The sequence below is a fragment of the Aestuariispira ectoiniformans genome (genome assembly GCF_025136295.1).
Classification (GTDB): domain Bacteria; phylum Pseudomonadota; class Alphaproteobacteria; order UBA8366; family Aestuariispiraceae; genus Aestuariispira_A; species Aestuariispira_A ectoiniformans.
Genome location: NZ_CP062788.1, coordinates 911196 through 929045 on the forward strand (window position 1 = coordinate 911196; position 17850 = coordinate 929045).

General features: G+C 56.8%; 15 protein-coding genes. 7 read left to right on the plus strand and 8 right to left on the minus strand.

The window, feature by feature from the left end; translation table 11 throughout:
* Nucleotides 1-9: 9 nt before the first annotated feature.
* Entirely contained in the window at nucleotides 10-576 is a 567-nt protein-coding gene (locus tag IF205_RS04575; RefSeq protein WP_259782114.1) for a type 2 periplasmic-binding domain-containing protein, read from the minus strand.
* Nucleotides 577-1383: 807 nt separating this feature from the next.
* Here IF205_RS04575 and IF205_RS04580 point away from each other — a divergent pair.
* Complete coding sequence (locus IF205_RS04580; protein WP_259782115.1) at nucleotides 1384-2505, plus strand: citrate synthase/methylcitrate synthase; 1122 nt, start codon at nucleotides 1384-1386, stop codon at nucleotides 2503-2505.
* A gap of 110 nt (nucleotides 2506-2615) precedes the next feature.
* A complete protein-coding gene (locus IF205_RS04585) occupies nucleotides 2616-3830 on the plus strand; it encodes an MFS transporter (RefSeq protein ID WP_259782116.1) in 1215 nt (404 codons plus the stop codon).
* Nucleotides 3831-3836: 6 nt separating this feature from the next.
* On the opposite strand, the gene IF205_RS04590 is transcribed toward IF205_RS04585, so the two are convergent.
* Nucleotides 3837-4703: a LysR family transcriptional regulator gene (locus IF205_RS04590; protein ID WP_259782117.1), complete on the minus strand. Its 867-nt coding sequence runs from the start codon at nucleotides 4701-4703 to the stop codon at nucleotides 3837-3839.
* Nucleotides 4704-4802: 99 nt separating this feature from the next.
* Here IF205_RS04590 and IF205_RS04595 point away from each other — a divergent pair, with 99 nt between their 5' ends.
* Together IF205_RS04595 and IF205_RS04600 are read left to right on the plus strand one after the other, a co-directional pair.
* Nucleotides 4803-5537 carry an NAD(P)H-dependent oxidoreductase gene (locus IF205_RS04595; protein WP_259782118.1) on the plus strand — a complete coding sequence of 245 codons (735 nt, stop codon included), beginning with the start codon at nucleotides 4803-4805 and terminating at the stop codon, nucleotides 5535-5537.
* A 241-nt stretch (nucleotides 5538-5778) separates the two neighbouring features.
* The gene (locus tag IF205_RS04600) at nucleotides 5779-7641 is read left to right on the plus strand and encodes a PAS domain-containing hybrid sensor histidine kinase/response regulator (RefSeq protein WP_259782119.1); all 1863 of its coding nucleotides are present in this window, start codon (nucleotides 5779-5781) and stop codon (nucleotides 7639-7641) included.
* An 11-nt stretch (nucleotides 7642-7652) separates the two neighbouring features.
* On the opposite strand, the gene IF205_RS04605 is transcribed toward IF205_RS04600, so the two are convergent.
* The 5 genes from IF205_RS04605 to IF205_RS04625 form a co-directional block, all read right to left on the minus strand.
* Nucleotides 7653-8777, minus strand: a complete 1125-nt coding sequence (locus tag IF205_RS04605; protein ID WP_259782120.1) for a Gfo/Idh/MocA family protein — start codon at nucleotides 8775-8777, stop codon at nucleotides 7653-7655.
* 36 nt (nucleotides 8778-8813) lie between these two features.
* Nucleotides 8814-9587, minus strand: coding sequence for a TIM barrel protein (locus IF205_RS04610; protein ID WP_259782121.1), 774 nt, complete (start codon nucleotides 9585-9587; stop codon nucleotides 8814-8816).
* A gap of 22 nt (nucleotides 9588-9609) precedes the next feature.
* Nucleotides 9610-10389 (minus strand): ATP-binding cassette domain-containing protein, encoded by a 780-nt coding sequence (locus IF205_RS04615; RefSeq protein WP_259782122.1) that lies wholly within the window; start codon nucleotides 10387-10389, stop codon nucleotides 9610-9612.
* Between the two features lies 1 nt (nucleotide 10390).
* On the minus strand, nucleotides 10391-11497 hold the full coding sequence (locus tag IF205_RS04620; RefSeq protein ID WP_259782123.1) for an ABC transporter permease: 1107 nt from the start codon (nucleotides 11495-11497) through the stop codon (nucleotides 10391-10393).
* 69 nt (nucleotides 11498-11566) lie between these two features.
* Nucleotides 11567-12487, minus strand: coding sequence for a sugar ABC transporter substrate-binding protein (locus tag IF205_RS04625; protein ID WP_259782124.1), 921 nt, complete (start codon nucleotides 12485-12487; stop codon nucleotides 11567-11569).
* A gap of 355 nt (nucleotides 12488-12842) precedes the next feature.
* Here IF205_RS04625 and IF205_RS04630 point away from each other — a divergent pair, with 355 nt between their 5' ends.
* Complete coding sequence (locus IF205_RS04630; RefSeq protein ID WP_259782125.1) at nucleotides 12843-13676, plus strand: MurR/RpiR family transcriptional regulator; 834 nt, start codon at nucleotides 12843-12845, stop codon at nucleotides 13674-13676.
* 254 nt (nucleotides 13677-13930) lie between these two features.
* Here IF205_RS04630 and iolG read toward each other — a convergent pair whose 3' ends face one another.
* Nucleotides 13931-14917, minus strand: a complete 987-nt coding sequence (gene iolG / locus IF205_RS04635) for an inositol 2-dehydrogenase (protein ID WP_259782126.1) — start codon at nucleotides 14915-14917, stop codon at nucleotides 13931-13933.
* Nucleotides 14918-15119: 202 nt separating this feature from the next.
* Here iolG and IF205_RS04640 point away from each other — a divergent pair, with 202 nt between their 5' ends.
* Both IF205_RS04640 and IF205_RS04645 read left to right on the plus strand, forming a co-directional pair.
* Nucleotides 15120-15941: a 5-deoxy-glucuronate isomerase gene (locus IF205_RS04640; protein WP_259782127.1), complete on the plus strand. Its 822-nt coding sequence runs from the start codon at nucleotides 15120-15122 to the stop codon at nucleotides 15939-15941.
* Nucleotides 15928-17847, plus strand: coding sequence for a bifunctional 5-dehydro-2-deoxygluconokinase/5-dehydro-2-deoxyphosphogluconate aldolase (locus IF205_RS04645; protein ID WP_259782128.1), 1920 nt, complete (start codon nucleotides 15928-15930; stop codon nucleotides 17845-17847). Before IF205_RS04640 ends, IF205_RS04645 begins: the two co-directional genes overlap by 14 nt.
* The last annotated feature ends 3 nt before the right edge of the window (nucleotides 17848-17850 follow it).

A 17850-nucleotide genomic window follows, 5' to 3' on the forward strand; every position in this document is an offset into this window, starting at 1 on the left:
TTTGACTTCTTATGCTGCTTTCAAGCGGAACACCGTGTAGGGCACGGGGAAGGCCCCGAAATCCCTGACTTTGACAACGCCTGCTTCGGCTGCCGATGCATCCGTTCCAACCGCGCCATCGACTTCGCCGCGTTTGCACATGCGGGCGGCCTCGGAATTGCTGGGCGCCCAGACCCATTCGAAATTGTCGTTTCCAAGGAAGGCCGTTGATGTCGGCGGGGCCGCGACGGTCCTGATCTTGTCGTCATGGGCCCTGGCAAAAAGGCCCATTTCGGCGGAATAGAGGAACACGTCGGCGGCATAGACACGGTGAAGATTGGGAAGATAAAGCTTGTGGATGTCCGGGTAGAGGTTGCAGACCACACAGCCGTCAACCTCACCGTCCAGCAGAACCTGAAATGAGTCCTCCGCCGTCCGGCAAAGCAAGGCGTCATCGGCGCCGCCGCGTGAAATCAGGAAATGCCGTGCGGCGTCGTGACTGTTCGTCCTCTCCGGACCCAGAGTGGAAACCGTCCGATAACGAAGCTGCCCGCTTTCCGTCCGGTTAGACTTATCAGCCGTTTCAGAAATATCCATAATGTCTGGAGATGAATTTTGAGGATGGCTCGATGCACCGCCGTCCTCAAAACAGCGCAAGTCGCTAACCAATTTTTTTACTCCCGTCTGTCCCTGTGAATCCGTCATCTTCCTGCCTGAACAAGGCATTCCAAATCCGACCCGCTTCTCAGGTTGAGGTGCTTCGGCACTGACGAGCGTTGTTTCGTTCCGTATTCTTTACCGCTCGTACTTAATCGGCGGAAGTACACTCAAACCAAGACTTCATTCTTATTGTCTTGTGTTTGTTTTTATCCGGGGTTTACCCCGTCGTTTTGGTAAGGAATTTCGCCGTCAATCAACGCTGTTTTCCGCTGTGCAACAGCGTCCTCACCAGTGATTTGATAGAGGCATAATTAAAAAATACTGTCAACTGAGGGTTGATTATTCTGCTTTATTACAGGCTGTGATGGTGGTGCTGGGTGTGATTGCTAAATCTGATGTCCGGAAAACTGTTCAGAATGTTGCATGAATTTCATAAGCATTTGTTTTTATAGGAAGAATCTCATAAACACAAATTATCCATGCGAGTAATTTGTTTCATTTGAATATATTTCCAGTGGTATTCCGGGATGTCTTTTGTGCGGGCCATATTATTTTATGATGCCATCTATAATTGAATATTATGTGAATAAAAAAATCAAAAGATACAACGCTCTATCATAGAATTTCTCCTTTTAGTTGTTTTTTGTAATATCATACTCAACTTGTTTAGCTTGCCAAAATGGTGCAGTGCACCTAAAACTTTGCATGCAAATTAAGATAGAAAGTTGAGAGAGGATTATAGAATTGGTTGACGCAGGATTAGAAAATGTAGTCGCCGCTGAGACACGTCTCAGTGCTCCCAATGGCCAAAAGGGCGAACTGATTATCGCGGGATATGATGTTGCTGATCTGGCGCCGAATGCCTCCTACGAACAGGTGATTTCACTTTTGTGGAATGGACGGCTGCCGACAGTTGCGGAACTGGAAGAGATCAAAACTGAACTGGCTGGACATCGGGTGTTGCCCGAGATTACGCTTCGTCTGCTGGAAGATGCAGCCAAGGTGAAACTGGACCCGATGACCGCGCTTCGCATGGCAACGGATACGCTTGCCCTGGCGATTGACACGGATGGTGAGTTGAAGGAGGTCGGCGCGCAGATTGTCTCGGCCATTCCGACCATCGTTGCCAGCTATTTCCGGCTGTATAACGGCAAACCGGTCGTGGCACCCCGTACTGACCTGGGGCATATCGCCAACTTCATCTATATGCTCTCCGGTGAAGAACCGCAGGAAAGCACGGTGCATGCGTTGGCAACATATTTCAACGTAAGTGTGGATCACGGCCTCAACGCATCGACCTTTGCCTCGCGGGTGATCATTTCGACCCAGTCGGACCTGTTGTCGGCAATTGTCGGTGGCATTGGGGCCTTGAAAGGTCCGCTGCACGGCGGTGCGCCCGGCCCGGCGCTCGACATGGTTATCGAAATCGGTAAACCCGAAAATGCCGAAGCCTTCATCCGTGAAAAACTTGAGAAAAAAGAACGCATCATGGGCTTTGGTCACCGGGTCTATAAGACCTATGACCCGCGCGCGCGGACACTCGATAAGGCCGTGAACCTGCTTTACAGCCATTCCGGCAACAAAGAGCTGTATGATCTGGCCAAGGAAGTGGAGCGCGTGACGCTGGAACTTCTCAAGGAATACAAACCCGATCTGAAACTCGAAACGAATATCGAGTTTTATACGGCCCTTCTGCTGAACGGGATCGGCCTGACGCCTGAATTCTTTGCCCCGACCTTTGCCGCCGCCCGTGTTGTCGGCTGGATCGGCAACTGCCTGGAGCAGACGGAGACAGGCCGGTTGATCCGCCCGAAAGCCGATTACATCGGGCCGAGAAATCTGAAATGGGCTGACGAAGCAGCCTGATCCAGATCTTTATCTTCCGGAGGCATCAGCCTGCCCGGCGATGCCTCCCCCCAAAAATAACAAGAAGGGTGTAAGCGCCCCGAAACTGTTGCAAACAGGGGGATCATGACATGAAAGCATATATATTCTATGCCTACCGGATACTGTCCCGGATGTATTTTCATGTCATTGTTTTATTTATATTTTTATACCAGATAGGCTTTGGCCTGTTTAACTCGTCGCTTCTGGTTTCGATCTATGGGCTTGTCCTGTCGCTGTCCGGCATGCTGACCGGGCGGATCAGTCATCGGCTCAGTTTCAAAACTTCGCTGATCATCGGAGAGTTTTTGAAGCTCGCCGGGGTTTATCTGATCATCACGGGCACGATACAGACAAGCGTCGATTTCATGGTGGTCGCCCTTGGTCAGGCTTTGGGCGGTCTCGGGTTCGGGCTTTGCATCTCGCGTGACACGGAAATTGTTACATCCGACAAGACATTCACGGATTCCGCAAAGCTGACGGCCATTCTTTTCAAGTCCCAGGGATTGATGTTCATCAGCACATTCGTTGCCGGTTTTGTCGGCATTATCCTTTATTCCCATGACGAGCATCTGCCGTTTTACTTTTCAATCGGTGCGCAACTGCTGACCTGTTTCGTTCTGATCTTTTTCATTTCGGACAACAGCGAGAAAACGGCGTCAAAGGGGGCTGCCGCGGCGGAACTACCGGCTGTCGATGAGGCCGCGAACAGCAATCGTATCCTGTTCTGGACCTGTTATTACGCGGTTGTGCGGTCGCTTTCGCTGGCACCGTTCCTGGTCTTTCTGCCCTTTTATTTCATTCAGCTTCTGATGGACCCCTATCTGTTCGCCATCCTGCTGAGCCTGTTTTCGCTTTTTGCCTTTATCTCGGCTTTGAAATATCAGCGGATCATGTCCACGCTGGGCCTGAATATGACCTTTCTGGTCATGACAGGGGCGATGATCGTCGCCTTTGCGATCTTCACATTGACGATCATCCGGCCGAACCTCTTTACCAACGTGCTTTATCCGCTGCTTCTTGCCATCTCCATTTTCGGCTTCGGGTCCGGCTGCGTGCGCCCGATCTCGCTGGAAAACCTGAAACTGGGGGAATTGAGCAAGGCGTCACGGATTCATGTCCTGACCCGGATGGAAATCTTCTTCGGTATCTTCAACACCGCCTTCATCATCATCGGGGCGACGATCATCCTGGAACTGGGGTTGGGAAGCCTGATGGTGACGATCTGTACGATGATGGTGCTGGCGGTCCTCGTCGGCTGGCACGACATGAACCGCCACGAACCCCTGCCGTCAGAGGCGGATTGACCGGCCTCAGGTCTTCATTTCGTCGGTGATGTAATCCAAAACGGCGCGAATGCGCGCGGTGTGGCGAAGATCAGGATGGGTCAGCAGCCAGAGATCAACGGTCAACTCAGGGATCGGGGCGCTGACCCTTGTCAGTTTTGCGTCTCTGTCGGCGAGATAACAAGGCAGGGCAGCCAGACCCAGACCGTTTCTGACAGCCGCAATCATACCCATGACGGTGTCGACGCGATATCGGCACAGCCGATCAAGATCGTTGGTGGCCATCCATTGTTCCAGCTCCCGGTAGAACATGCGCTCGTCCGGGCCGATCCAGTCTTGTGTTGGCCAGTCCGTTGTATCCTTCGGCTCTTTGCGGCCCTTGCTGGCGTAAACCGCAATTTCTATGGCGCTCACCTTGCGGCCGACAAGGGTTTCAGCCGGCGATGTGGCGGGCCGCAGGGCGATATCGGCTTCGCGTCTGGACAGGTTCAGGACCTGATTGGAGATCGCGATCTCCAGGGTGATGTCAGGATATTTCTCGCCAAATCCAGTCAGGATTGGCGACAACATGCCGTCGAACAGCGTGTCCGTCGTCGTAATGCGTACCGTGCCGGACGGTTTGAGGTCTTTTCCCAGAATATGCCGTTCCACGGTAAGGACTTGATCCTCGACACCACGGGCGGCCTTTATCAACTCCTCCCCGGCGTCGGTCGGGACAAATCCGTTGCGATCGCGTTGAAACAGCGAAACGCCCAGACGATCCTCCACCTGGTTAAGGCGTCGGTAGACTGTGGCATGGCTGACCCCCAGTTTCCGTCCCGCCGCCGACAGGGTGCCGGTTTCGCCAATTGCCAGGGCCAGATTGAGGTCGTCCCAGTGAAGATTTCTGTTCATTTTTGCAAAGTCAGTTGTCAGATTTATCGAATGTCACGTCGTTATTGAACAGGCTAACCTTCTCCTTATCAACGTTCAAGCGATGGAAGGAGAATTGAGATGCGGATATTGATTGTTCACAGCCACCCGGAGCCGAAATCCTTCAACGGAGCGCTGACAGAGGTGGCGGTATTAACATTGCGCGCCGCAGGTCATGACGTCGTGATATCGGATTTGTACCGGGACGGATTTTCTCCGCTTGAAGGGCCTGAGCATTATCCGGACCGGTTGAATAAGGATCGTTTTTCCGCCCTGGCGGAACAACGGCATGCCAGTGAGAATGCAAGTCTGTCCCGGGAGGTACAGCGCGAAATTGACCGGTTGAAATGGGCGGATCTTGTGGTGTTTCAATTTCCGCTCTGGTGGCATGCCCAACCTGCCATCCTGAAGGGCTGGTTTGACCGCGTCTTTGTCAGTGGCGGTCTTTATACCAGTCGCATGCGCTATGACCGGGGTGTTTTCCGGGGCAAGCGGGCCATCTGTTCCGTCACGACCGGTGCGCCGCAGGAGGCGTTTGGTCCCGGCGCACGGGGCGGTGATATGGACCAGCTCATGTGGCCCATTCACTATTCATTGCATTATATGGGGTTTTCGGTGCTTCCGCCGTTTCTTGCTCATGGTGTGCAGGGGCATGGATACGCCTATCAGTCCGATGACGGTTATGGTCAGTTGCTGGACGATCTCAAGGATGACTGGGCAGCGCGGTTGGAAAATCTGGACCGTTCCCGTCCGCTGTCATTTGCGGGCTGGAACGATTGGACGGAGGCCGGTCAACTGGCGAAAGAGCAGGCCTGACCTCAGAAATATTCTACCAGTGGTTGGTGTATCCTCAGTAGAATGCTATATTATTTTTCTTCGGAAAAGGAGAATATATTTCCCAGTCATTTAGTTATTAGGTACCATGCATGTAGCGTAACCGAGTTGCTATGGGGGGCAGGCCTTACGAATTGGTGTGAGGGAAGCGAGGTTTCACGTGCAGGACGGCAGACAGATAGTTGAGTGGAAAGCTCTAGTATTCCAGGCTCAATCCAGTTGGGTGTTCGCGCTGGCCCTTTTGGCCTGCTTCGGCATCTTCGCCGCGGATGTATTTCTGCCACTTCAAATCACCGACGGTGTGCCCTTTATCGTGGTTGTCCTGATGGGGCGCTGGTTCAGCGCACGCTGGCAGGTGATCTTCATTACTGTACTTTCCTGTGCCCTGGTGGTGGCCGGCTACGTCATCGTCCCGGATGGTGGCGAGGTTTGGAATACGATGGCGGAACGCCTGATCGCGCTTGCCATCATCGTCCTGTCAGCCGCCATCACTCTTTCGGAGAAGAAGGAGGAAAGGGCGCGGGAGCGAAGCGAGACCCTTTTCCATCAGGTGCTCGACAATGCGGTGAGCGGGATTATTTCCATCAATGACCGCGCGGTGATCCAGTCATTCAACCGGGCGGCGGAGGATATTTTCGGCTATTCCGCAGAAGAGGTGATCGGCCAGAACGTGAAGATGCTGATGCCGGACATGGACGCCAAATATCACGACGCCTATGTCTCCAACTATATCCGCACCCGGGAGGCCAAGATCATCGGGATCGGCCGTCAGGTGGAAGGCCTGAAGAAAGACGGGACCGTCTTTCCCATGGAACTTGCAATCAGCGAGTTGAATGACAACGGCCAGCGCCTTTTCACCGGCACTGTCACGGATATCTCGGACCGCGTGGAGTGGGAGCAGGCCCTGCTGGAGGCGAAGCAACAGGCGGAACTGGCGGATCAGGCCAAGTCGGAATTCCTGTCGTCGATAAGCCACGAACTGCGCACGCCGCTGAATGCGATCATCGGCTTTACGCAGTTGCTTCAGACCGACAAGGATAACCCGCTCAGCAAGAAACAGATTGAATCCACCGAATATGTCCTGAAATCCAGCGCCCATCTCCTGTCCCTGATAGAGCAGGTCCTAGACCTGTCCGCTATTGAATCCGGGCAGGTGCGTGTTGAGGTGGAGACCGTCAATCCCGACAATATTATTCTGGATTGTGCCATGATCGCGGAGAATCTGGCCAGGCAACAGAATATTACCTTCTTCAACCGCGTTGCCAATTGGGACCTTCCCAAAATCAATGTGGATCAGACACGCTTCCGCCAATGTCTGCTGAACCTCCTGTCCAACGCAGTCAAATACAACCGGGAAGACGGTTGCGTGACCTTTGCCGTGACGGAAAGTGAAAAGCACGAACTGCGGTTCATGGTGATCGATTCCGGGCCGGGCATTGCCAAGGAGGAACAGGATCGTATTTTCTCACCCTTCAGTCGCCTGGGGCAGGAAGGGTCGGGCATTCCCGGCACGGGCATCGGCCTCAAGATTACCAAGGAACTGGTGGAGGCGATGGGCGGCAGCATCGGTTTTGAAAGCACACCCAATCTGGGGTCGACCTTCTGGGTGGACTTCCCGATCGTCAGCGGCATCCTGAGCCTGCGCGAAACGCCGACGGATTCCGACCCGATCACGCTGAAGGCGCAGGGCAAATACACGGTGCTTTGCGTGGACGATAACCCCAGCAGCCTCAAGCTCATGGGGTCCATAGTCGATCGAATTCCCGGTGTGTCCCTGATCACGGCCCATACCGGGGAACTGGCGATTGATCTGGCGGAAATCCACCGGCCGGATGTGGTGTTGATGGACATTAACCTGCCGGGCATTGATGGCTTTTCAGCGTTGAAGCAGATCCACCAGTCCGAGGTTACGAAGAAAACGCCGGTGATCGCCCTGACGGCACGGGCCTCCCAGAAAGACCGCCAGCGCGGCCTGCAGGAAGGCTTTCACGCCTATCTCACCAAGCCGGTCAACGTTACCGAAGTGACTGCCATCTTAAACAGCACCTTCAAGGGCGAGGATGGAACAGGCAGTCTCCCGAACTGAGGCTTTTGCGGTCAGACCTGAACCCAGGCCTGTTCGGCGTCAGAGCGGATCATCGCGTCGATAATCTTCTCGATCTCGTAGCCTGCCCGGAAACCCGGGTAAAGTGCTGTCTCATCGCCATCGATGCCGTCCAGCAGGCATTTTACCTCAATCACCTTTTGATCGTTAAAGCCAAGGCTGTGCCCGGGGGCGGGGCAGAATGCACCGTAATGGGGATGATCGGGACCGATCAGGATGCGCCGGAAGCCCCCCAGGCGGTGCTGGTCGGCTGCGGTGAAGAGGTGAAGCTCGTTCATCTGTTCCTGGTCGAAGACGATGGAGCCCTTGGTGCCGGTCACCTCATAGGCCAGATGCATCTTGCGGCCCTGGGCGATGCGGGAACATTCCACCGTCCCCATTGCGCCGCTTTCGAATGTCACCATGGCATGGGTCTGGTCATCGTTTTCCACCGACAGGGAGGTGCCGGGGGAGGCCGGATCGGGCCGCGCCTCGATCACTGTTTGCATCTGGGCGTTCACGGCCCGGATATCGCCTGCCAGGTAGAGGGCGATGCTGATAATATGGCTGCCGATATCGCCCAGAGCACCGGCACCGCCCCGATCCCTGGTGCAACGCCAGCTATGGGGAACTGTCGGGTCCCCCATATAGTCTTCGTTGTGGATACCACGGAAATGAACCACGTCACCGATTTCGCCTGAGGCGATGATCTCCCTGGCCAAGGCGGTGGCCGGATTTTTGAGATAGTTGTATCCTACCATGGTCTTCACCCCGGCCCGTTCGGCGGCCTGCGTCATTTCAAGCGCGTCTTCGGAAGTCAGGGCCAGCGGCTTTTCGCAATAGACATGCTTGCCTGCCGCAATCGCGGCGAGCGCCATTTCCTTATGCAGGAAATTTGGTGTGGTGATTGCGACGATATCCACATGCGGATCGTTGATCAGATCCGTCCAGTCGGTGGTCCAGCGGCCGAAACCGAATTGACCGGCAAAGTTGCTGACCGTGGCTTCGTCAATATCGGCGACCACAGTCAATCTGGGGCGCAGGGCCGTGTTGAAGACACTGGCGGCATTCTGGAAAGCCATGGCGTGGCATTTGCCCATAAAACCTGTGCCAATCAGGCCGATACCGATCTCCGGCATGTCGAATATCCTTGGAAAAGAGACTTGTTCAGTCGTTTATGAAAAAGCTTTGCGGAAGGCTTCAAGGGCCTCTTCCGGGTCACCGGAGGCAAAGGCCTCCATGCCGACCGGCCCGGTGTAGCCCATCGCCCGCAGGGCCTGTGCAATGACCGTCCAGTTGACCTCACCCGTACCGGGTTCGCAGCGGCCCGGCACGTCGGCGACCTGAATTTCACCAATCCAGGGTAAACTTTTGCGGCAAAGCTCGATCAGGTTTCCTTCGCCGATCTGGGCGTGATAGAGGTCCAGATTCAGACGCAGACGGGGATGATCCACACAGGAGACCAGCGCCAGCGTGTCTTCCGCCCGCGCGAAAGGAACGCCCGGATGGTCGACGGGCAAATTGAGGTTTTCCAGGGTGAAAACAACGCCTTCCTCCTCTGCCATATCGGCGATCCGGCACAGCGTATCGTGGGCCTTGAGCCACATTGCGCCGGTAACTGTTTCAACCGGTTGCAGCGGCAGGCCGCCGTCACCCAGCCCGGTTCCATGAAGGTTCAGGCGTTGCACGCCGAGGCGCTTGCCCACCTGTGCCGTCTCCCGGGCGGACCTGAGAAGTTCGTCCGCCCCCTCGTCGTCGGCCAACCGCCCTTGCAGATAACCATTCATGATCGTGAAGGCCGCCCCGGTTGCCTCCAGTTTGGTCAGGTCATGGTCCGGCCAGTTCCACAGGCCGACGCCGAACCCCATTTCTTTCAGTCGGCTGGCCCGCCATTCAATGGGGCGGTCGCGCCAGATCATTTCGGCACAGGCGGCAAGCGGGAAAGTCATCCTCGGTCTCCCTAAACGCTGCTCAGATCGTACCACCCAGAGAACCCTCAAGCTGGGCCAGTTCCTGACCGCCCGCCATGAGGTCCTGCAACTCTTCCGCAGTAATTTCTCCGCGTTTTGCGGTGCCCAGCGTTTTACCGCGATTGAGCACTGTGAAACGATCGCCCACAGCCAGGGCGTGACGCACGTTGTGGCTGATGAAAACAACGCCGATACCCTGTTTGCGCACACGGTCAATCGTGGCCAGTACGTTGGAGGTCTGGCGCACGCCAAGTGCGGAGGTCGGCTCATCCAGGATCAGCACCTTGGCGCCGAAATAAACCGCGCGCGCAATGGCAACCGTCTGCCGTTCGCCGCCGGACAGTGTGCCCACGGCCTGGTCGGGTGCCCGCAGGTTGATGCCCATCTTTTTCATCTCGGCCATGGTGGTGTCATTGGCCATGTCCACATCGAAGCGCTTGAAGGGGCCCCATCCCTTGGTCGGCTCGCGCCCCATGAAGAAATTCCGTGTGACCGACATCAGCGGGATCATGGCAAGGTCCTGAAACACGGTTGCGATCCCGGCTTCCATGGCGTCGCGGGGGCTGTTGAAGAGGGTCGGTTTGCCGTCGATCAGGATTTTACCGGCGCTTGGCTGGAATACACCGGACATGGTCTTGATGAAGGTGGATTTACCAGCGCCATTGTCACCCAGAAGGCAGTGGCATTCGCCGGGGAAGACGTCGAAGCTGACCCCGGCAAGGGCGATGACGTTGCCGAAATGCTTTTCGATCTTGTCCATATGGATAATCGGATCGGTCATCTTATCGCTCCCCCGTGACGCGTTTGCGGATGGAGTTATTGAATACAACGGCCAGCAACAGCATGCCGCCGAGGAAGACCTGGAACCAGTCCTGGTCGAAATCCGTATAGGTCAGGCCGATGACCACCATTCCGAAGATGATGGAACCGAAAAAGGCGCCGATGGCCGACCCGTAACCGCCGGTCAGCAGGCAGCCGCCGATGACACTTGCGATAATCGCCTCGAATTCTTTCTGGAAACCACGGCGTGCGTCTGTGGAGCCCGCATCCATCACGGTAATGATCGCGACCAGCGCAGCACAGCAGGCGGTCAGCATGAAAAGCGAAATCTTGACCTTGTTCACCGGTACACCGGAATTGGAGGCCGCGACCTTGTCGCCCCCGGCCGCGAAAACCCAGTTGCCCACCGGCGTGCGCAGCAGGACATAGGTTGCGACCAGTGCGATGATTGCAAACCAGATGATTTCTATCGGCACGCCGGGCACTTTGGGTGTCCCGTTTTTGAAGGCGTCGATGATCCCGGCCTCTGCCAGCCACGTGAACAGGGCGGGGAAGGCGTCGCCCGAAAACAACGGGGCAAGCCAGTCGCCTTCGACGGCGTCGCGCACACCGCGCAGCTGCGTGGAGCCGCCCGTCGCCAGTTTCAGGCCAACCAGCGACAAGCCGCGCAGGATGAACAGGAAAGCCAGGGTCACGATGAAGGAGGGGAGGCCGGTCCGGATCACGATATTGCCATTGATCGCACCGACACCGGCGGCAAAGACGAAGGTCAACGGGATGGAAACGATGAGCGGCAGATGCCAGGTCACAACGCAGGCGGCAAAGAACAGGCCCGCGAAGGCGACCATCGAACCGATGGAAAGGTCGAATTCCCCACCGATCATCAGCAAGGATGCGCCGATGGCAAGGATGCCCAACTGTGCCGCAGGGGTCATGAAATTCATGATACCGGACAGGCTGAACATTGCCGGGTCTGCGGTGATGAGGAAAAAGATCACGACCAGGATGACGCCGGCAATGGCCCCCAGCTCCGGCCGTTTCATCAGTCTCGTGCCGAGCGATTCCTTTTTCAGCCTCTCATCGGCTGGTTCCAGGGTCGTTACACTCATCGGTTTCTCCCATTTACAGGAACAGCGCCGGACCCGGCGCTGCCCCCAAAGTCAGTATCACAGTTTAGTCTAGCGGATGCCTTTGGCGGACAGGTCGATGACCTGGGCGGCCTTGTCGGCGGTGATCAGGTTCGGACCGGAAGGCACGTTGCCGCCGGGCATCAGGCCGTATTTGGCATGAAGTGCCAGGAAGTCCACGGCAAGGTAGCCCTGCAGGAACTGCTGCTGGTCGATGGCAAAGGCTGCGTCGCCATCCACAACGGACTGCAGGAAATTGGCCGATAGGTCAAAGCTGGCGACATTCACTTTGCGGCCCGTGGCCTTGGCGGCGGCGACCGAAGGTTCCCCGGCCGTCGATGCGCCAAGCGCCATTACCGTATCAACATCCGTGTCGGATTCGAGGGCCGCGCGGACCTTGGACTGGATTTCGGAGGGATCGTTGCTGGTCGGCAGGACGGTAACATTGCCGCCGAAGCCTTTGGTGAAACCCTCACAACGCAGGTCAAGCGAGACGTTGCCGACTTCCTGGTTGACGCAAATGGCTTTCTTGCCCCCCATCTCCGCCAGTTTTTCACCGGCAGCTTTACCGGCATCGAATTCGTCCTGACCGACATGAAGCAGCGCGCCCAATTCCTTGGAGACGTCGGACCCCGAGTTGATCGAGATTACCGGAATGCCTGCGGCAACCGCGCGTTTGATCGACGGGCCAAGCGCATCTGCGTCGGGAATGGAAACCACCAGACCGTCGGGCTCCTGGTTCACGGCGGCGTCAATCAACTGCGACATGGCGACCATGTCGAATGTTTCGGGCGAGCGATAGTCCACATGCACGTTGGAATCCTGCGCGGCTGCTTCCACGCCGTTTTTGACCACCGACCAGAAGGGGTCATTCGCCTGGCCGTGGGCCACAACAATGATATCCGCAGCCATCGCAGGCGTGGCCACGGCGATTGCACCGGCGGTCAAAACCGATTGTACTAATTTTCTCATCTGTATCCTCCCAGAGATCATGAGTGACGGTCCTCTCCCCAACCTATTGTTCTTGTTGATGGCTAAGGTGGTTGGGCCGTGCCCCGTTATGTTCGTTTTCGCTTCCGTTTATTTTTCAAAACGAAAATTTCAGTCAATATAAAAAATAGAATACACGTTCTAAATTGGAGGTAAATAACTTTCGTTGCTGCGCTGCAAAAGTTCTTTTGAAACAGGACGCTAAAATATCCGGATTAGCAGTGATTTCGAGCGGCCATATTGAAAGTTCACTTGACAATATAGTCATGCAATAGAATAAAAATTCTATTTTTGGAACTTCCATTCGTCCTTTCAGACCAGCAGTCAGGGAGAAACAATGACCGCGCCGCAAGATTTCGACGACCTGCGTATTGAACTGGCAAACAAACACGCCAGCCTTAGCAAGCGCCTGCGTCAGATTGCCGAATATGCCCTGGAAAATCCCAATGACATGGCCCTGGAAACGGTGTCGACAATTGCGGAACGCGCGGATGTACAGCCCTCCAGCCTGATCCGTTTCGCCAAGGCTTTCGGCTATTCCGGTTTCAGTGAAATGCAGCGGGTCTTCCGGGCGCGGTTGCTTGAGAACAAGCCCGACTACAAGGAGCGCATCCGCAGTCTCGCAGAGGAAGGCGGGGGCGAGGCCGGTGAAAACGGCATTATCGGGGATTTCGTGCAAGGCGGTATTGCGGCGTTGAACCATCTGAATGAAACCCTGCCGCGTGATCTGCTCGACAAGGCAATCCAGTTGCTGGTCGATACCGATACGATTTATCTGGCCGGACAGCGCCGCTCCTTTCCGGTGGCGGCCTATCTTTCCTATGCGCTGTCCAAGCTGGGTAAGCGCTGTATTCTGCTGGACGGGACCGGTGGCATGTTCTTCGAACAGGCGGCCAGCATGCGCCGGGGCGACATGCTGATGGCGATCAGCTTCAAATCCTATTCGCCGGAAATCGTGCAACTGGTGCAGGACACGGCGGAGCGTGACATCCCGGTGCTTAGCATCACGGATAGCCCGCTCAGCCCGCTTGTGCCCAACGCAACTGTCTGCCTGGAAGTCGAGGAGGTGGAGGTCCATTCCTTCCGCGCCCTGAATGCCACCATGACGCTCGCCATCGCGCTCGTCGTGGGACTTGGGCGGCAGTTGGAAAAGAAGCATATCTTGAATTGAAAAGGGCGGCTCGATGGCCGCCCTTCAGACTGCTGACGATGATGGGAGTGCAGAAATCCCGGCATGGGCCCTAAAAACACAACCGTTCGTCCTGGCGCAGGCCAGGATCTTCCGTAGGCAGCTCAGCCCTAGAGCGCGCTCCAAAGATCCTGGCCTGCGCCGGGACGAACGGATTGACGGGGCATCACATCAATCGTCAACATGTCTGGGCTTGGACTCGCGTTGCTACGGGATGATGTGGCCCCCTTCTTTCGTTAAAGCCTGACCGCCTTGCCGGTCTTGCAGCTTTCCAATGCGGCTTCGGCCAGTTCCAGGGCGATCAGCCCGTCCCTGCCGATTGCAAGCGGGGTGCGCTTGTCAGTCAGCGCGGTGACGAAATCGTCCAGTTCTGCCCGGTAGGCCGCTTCATAACGTTCCAGGAAGAAATAGAGCGGTTTGTCAGTTGTCGCGCCGTCGTCGGTCATCAGTTCTACCGTGGTCGGGCGGACATTCTCCGCGCGCAGCATGCCTTTTTCGCCAAAGGCTTCCACCCGCTGGTCATAGCCATAGGCGGCGCGGCGGCTGTTGCTGATCTGGGCCAGTTTGCCGCTGGCGGTTTTGAGGGTGACAAGGGCTGTGTCTACGTCGCCCGCCTCGCCGATGGCCGGGTCCACCAGACAGCTTGCGGTGGCGAAAACCTCCACCGGTTTTTCGCCCAACAACCATTGGGCCATGTCCAGGTCGTGGATCATCATGTCACGGAACAGCCCGCCGCTGCGCGCCACATATTCCGCGGGCGGCGGGGAGGGGTCGCGGCTGGTGATCTGGACCATTTCGGTCTTGCCGATCTTGCCGTCGAGCATTGCGTCCCTGATCTGGCGGAAATTGGGGTCGTGACGACGGTTGAAGCCCAGCGCCAGCAGCGTGCCGGTTTCTTCCACTACCTGCAGGCAGGCCTTGGTCCGCTCGAGATCGAGGTCAATTGGCTTCTCGCAGAGGATTGCCTTACCGGCCCTGGCCGCGGCCTCGATGAAATCCGCATGGGTGTCCGTGGAACTGGCGATCAGGACGGCGTTGACCTCCGGGTCGGCGAGCGCCGTTTCCATGGTCGCTACCTGCGCGCCGTGTCTATCGGCCAGGTTTTGCGCGGCTTCCGCCACCGGGTCCACCACATATTTCAAACTGGCTTGCGGGTGGGCGGCAATATTGGCGGCGTGGATGGCACCGATGCGCCCGGCACCGAATTGGCAGAAAGTGATCATCTGATAGGTCTCCCCGATCGGGCGGATGCCCTGTTGACGGATAGAAAATTCATTTGCCCTAAAAAATCTTCATTCTATTCTTGCAAGTCAAATAGAATTTTTGTTTCATAATGCGAAATGAACATTCCGCCTGCAATCAACTATAGTCGATCTGCACGGCGCCTGACTGAAATTTACTGCAATGCCCGCCAGGGAGGGGACAATGACGCTGCATATCAAGGATCATCGCGAAGGCTTCGGTCCGGGAATCACGCAAATCACCCGTTTCGACGAGGCGGAGGACAATACCGGTATCGCCATGGGGGTGCTGCACCTGGGCGCCGGTGAAACCTATGAGGTCAATACCGATCACGAGACGGCCTGGTTGCTGATGACAGGCAAGGCGACGGTGACGGTTGGCGGCAAGACCACCACCTTCGAGCGCCAGTCGATTTTCGACCAGAGCCCGAGCTGTGTGCATATCCCGGCGGACAGCAATCTGGTGATCCGCGCGGAAACGGATGTGGAATTCACCCATTACGGCACCGCCAATACCAAGACCTTCGAACCACGCATCTATACGCCGGACGATGTGCCCAATGAGCATCGCGGCAAGGGCCAGGTCGGCGGCACCTGCCTGCGGTTCGTCCGCACAATCTTTGACGGCAGCAACAGCGACAGCAATGCCGAACTGGTTCTGGGTGAGGTGATTACGATGCCGGGCCGCTGGTCCAGCTATCCGCCGCATCACCATCCACAGCCGGAAATCTACCATTACCGTTTCACCAAACCGCAGGGTTACGGCCACGCGGAACTGGGTGAGACGGTCTTGAAGGTGCGTCAGAATGATACGGTCAAAATCTTTGACGGTTTCGATCATTCCCAGACCTCCGCGCCGGGGTATGGCATGTATTACGCTTGGGTGATCCGCCATCTGCCGGACAATCCCTATACCGTGCCGGAATTTACCGAAGAGCATACCTGGACCATGAAGCCTGACGCCGATTTCTGGATGCCGGTGGAGTTGGCCAATGACGATGAGTAAGTCCCTTGACCTGATCTGCATGGGCCGGGCGGGCGTCGACCTATACGGCGAACAGGTGGGTGGCCGCCTGGAGGATATGCAGAGCTTTCGCAAATATGTTGGCGGCTGTCCGACCAATATTGCGGTGGGGACGGCCCGTCTGGGCCTGAAATCGGCGATGTTCAGCCGGGTGGGTGATGAACATAACGGGCGTTTCATCTGCGAGACGCTGGACAAGGAAGGCGTGGACGTCAGCCATCTGATTACCGACCCGGACCGCCTGACCGCGCTGGTTTTTCTCGGTATCAAGGATCGCGACACGTTTCCGCTGATCTTCTATCGGGAGAATTGCGCGGATATGGCGCTGTGCGCGGCGGATGTGGATGCGGATTTCATCGCTTCCGCCAAGGCGCTTCTGGTGTCGGGCACGCATTTCTCGACCGAAACCGTCGATGCCGCCTGCCGGGCTGCGATCCGGGCGGCCAAGGCAGCCGGGACCAGGGTTGTTTTCGATATCGACTATCGTCCCGTGCTTTGGGGGCTGACCGGCAAGGGTGAAGGCGAGAACCGTTTTGTGGCCGATGCTGGTGTGACCGAACATCTGCAATCCATCCTGCCGGATTGTGACCTTGTTGTCGGCACGGAGGAGGAGTTCCATATCGCCGGAGGCAGCACGGATACCCTTCAGGCCTTGGCGAATGTGCGTACGCGTACGGACGCAACCCTTGTCCTGAAGCGGGGGGAGCTGGGCTGCTCCGTCTATACGGATGCTATCCCGGCGAGCCTGGATGACGGCGTTTCGGGCCGGGCTTTCGCCATTGAGGTGTTCAATGTCTTAGGCGCGGGCGATGCCTTCATGAGCGGTTTCCTGCGTGGCTGGCTGAAAGGTGAAGACCTGGAGACCTGCTGTACCTATGCCAATGCCTCCGGTGCCCTGGTGGTGACGCGGCATGGATGCGCCCCCGCGATCCCCAGCTTTGACGAATTGCAGGTCTTTATCGACCGCAACGGTGTCGGGAAACACCCCGATGAGGATGCCGGTTTTGCACATCTGCATCGCGCGTCGACCCGTTGGGGTAACTGGCCGGAACTGGAAATCATGGCCTTTGACCATCGTATCCAGTTTGAGGATATGGCCGATCGGGTCGGTGTTGACCGAAGCCGGATTTCGGATGCCAAGAAACTGATCGCCAAGGCTGCGCGCCGCGTTGGCGGAGACAATGCCAAGGCTGGCGTTCTGGTGGACGGGCGCTGGGGGGAAGAGGCACTTTGGGATATGACCGGCGTCGGACAATGGGTTGCACGCCCGGTGGAACTGCCTGCCTCCCGCCCGTTGGAATTCGATTTCAATATCGGGCGCAATATTGCCGCCCATCTCAACACCTGGCCCAAGGAACAGGTGGTGAAATGCCTGGTCTTCTATCATCCGGACGACTCGGCGGACCTGAAACAGGCCCAGGAAGACAAACTGCTGACGCTTTACGACGCCTGCATTGCCGCGGACAAGGAATTGCTGATTGAAATCATCCCGCCCAAAGGATCGGATGTTCGGTCCGATACCGTGTCGCGCGCGATGACGCGGTTTTACGAGTTGGGCATCCGGCCTGACTGGTGGAAATTGCCACCGGCGCCGGACCGGGAGGCCTGGGTGAATATCAGCGCGGTGATCGAGGCAAACGATCCCTATTGCCGTGGGGTGCTGTTGCTGGGCCTGGAGGCACCGCAGGATGAACTGGCGAAGGGTTTTGCCGCCGTGGCGGAGTTCCCGCTTGTCAAAGGTTTTGCCGTCGGGCGGACGCTCTTTGCGAAACCGGTGGAAGACTGGTTGGCGGGCCGGATCGATGATGACACTCTGGTCGATCAGGTGGCGGCGAATTATGCCAGTCTGATCACTATCTGGCGCAGCAGCCGCAAGGCCGCTGCATAAAAG

What these genes read in the sequence shown, in the direction of transcription:
- IF205_RS04575 (WP_259782114.1), bottom strand. Translation starts at nt 576, where the DNA reads ATGGATATTTCTGAAACGGCTGATAAGTCTAACCGGACGGAAAGCGGG.
- IF205_RS04585 (WP_259782116.1), top strand. Translation starts at nt 2,616, where the DNA reads ATGAAAGCATATATATTCTATGCCTACCGGATACTGTCCCGGATGTAT.
- IF205_RS04590 (WP_259782117.1), bottom strand. Translation starts at nt 4,703, where the DNA reads ATGAACAGAAATCTTCACTGGGACGACCTCAATCTGGCCCTGGCAATT.
- IF205_RS04595 (WP_259782118.1), top strand. Translation starts at nt 4,803, where the DNA reads ATGCGGATATTGATTGTTCACAGCCACCCGGAGCCGAAATCCTTCAAC.
- IF205_RS04605 (WP_259782120.1), bottom strand. Translation starts at nt 8,777, where the DNA reads ATGCCGGAGATCGGTATCGGCCTGATTGGCACAGGTTTTATGGGCAAA.
- IF205_RS04610 (WP_259782121.1), bottom strand. Translation starts at nt 9,587, where the DNA reads ATGACTTTCCCGCTTGCCGCCTGTGCCGAAATGATCTGGCGCGACCGC.
- IF205_RS04615 (WP_259782122.1), bottom strand. Translation starts at nt 10,389, where the DNA reads ATGACCGATCCGATTATCCATATGGACAAGATCGAAAAGCATTTCGGC.
- IF205_RS04620 (WP_259782123.1), bottom strand. Translation starts at nt 11,497, where the DNA reads ATGAGTGTAACGACCCTGGAACCAGCCGATGAGAGGCTGAAAAAGGAA.
- IF205_RS04625 (WP_259782124.1), bottom strand. Translation starts at nt 12,487, where the DNA reads ATGAGAAAATTAGTACAATCGGTTTTGACCGCCGGTGCAATCGCCGTG.
- IF205_RS04630 (WP_259782125.1), top strand. Translation starts at nt 12,843, where the DNA reads ATGACCGCGCCGCAAGATTTCGACGACCTGCGTATTGAACTGGCAAAC.
- iolG (WP_259782126.1), bottom strand. Translation starts at nt 14,917, where the DNA reads ATGATCACTTTCTGCCAATTCGGTGCCGGGCGCATCGGTGCCATCCAC.
- IF205_RS04640 (WP_259782127.1), top strand. Translation starts at nt 15,120, where the DNA reads ATGACGCTGCATATCAAGGATCATCGCGAAGGCTTCGGTCCGGGAATC.
- IF205_RS04645 (WP_259782128.1), top strand. Translation starts at nt 15,928, where the DNA reads ATGACGATGAGTAAGTCCCTTGACCTGATCTGCATGGGCCGGGCGGGC.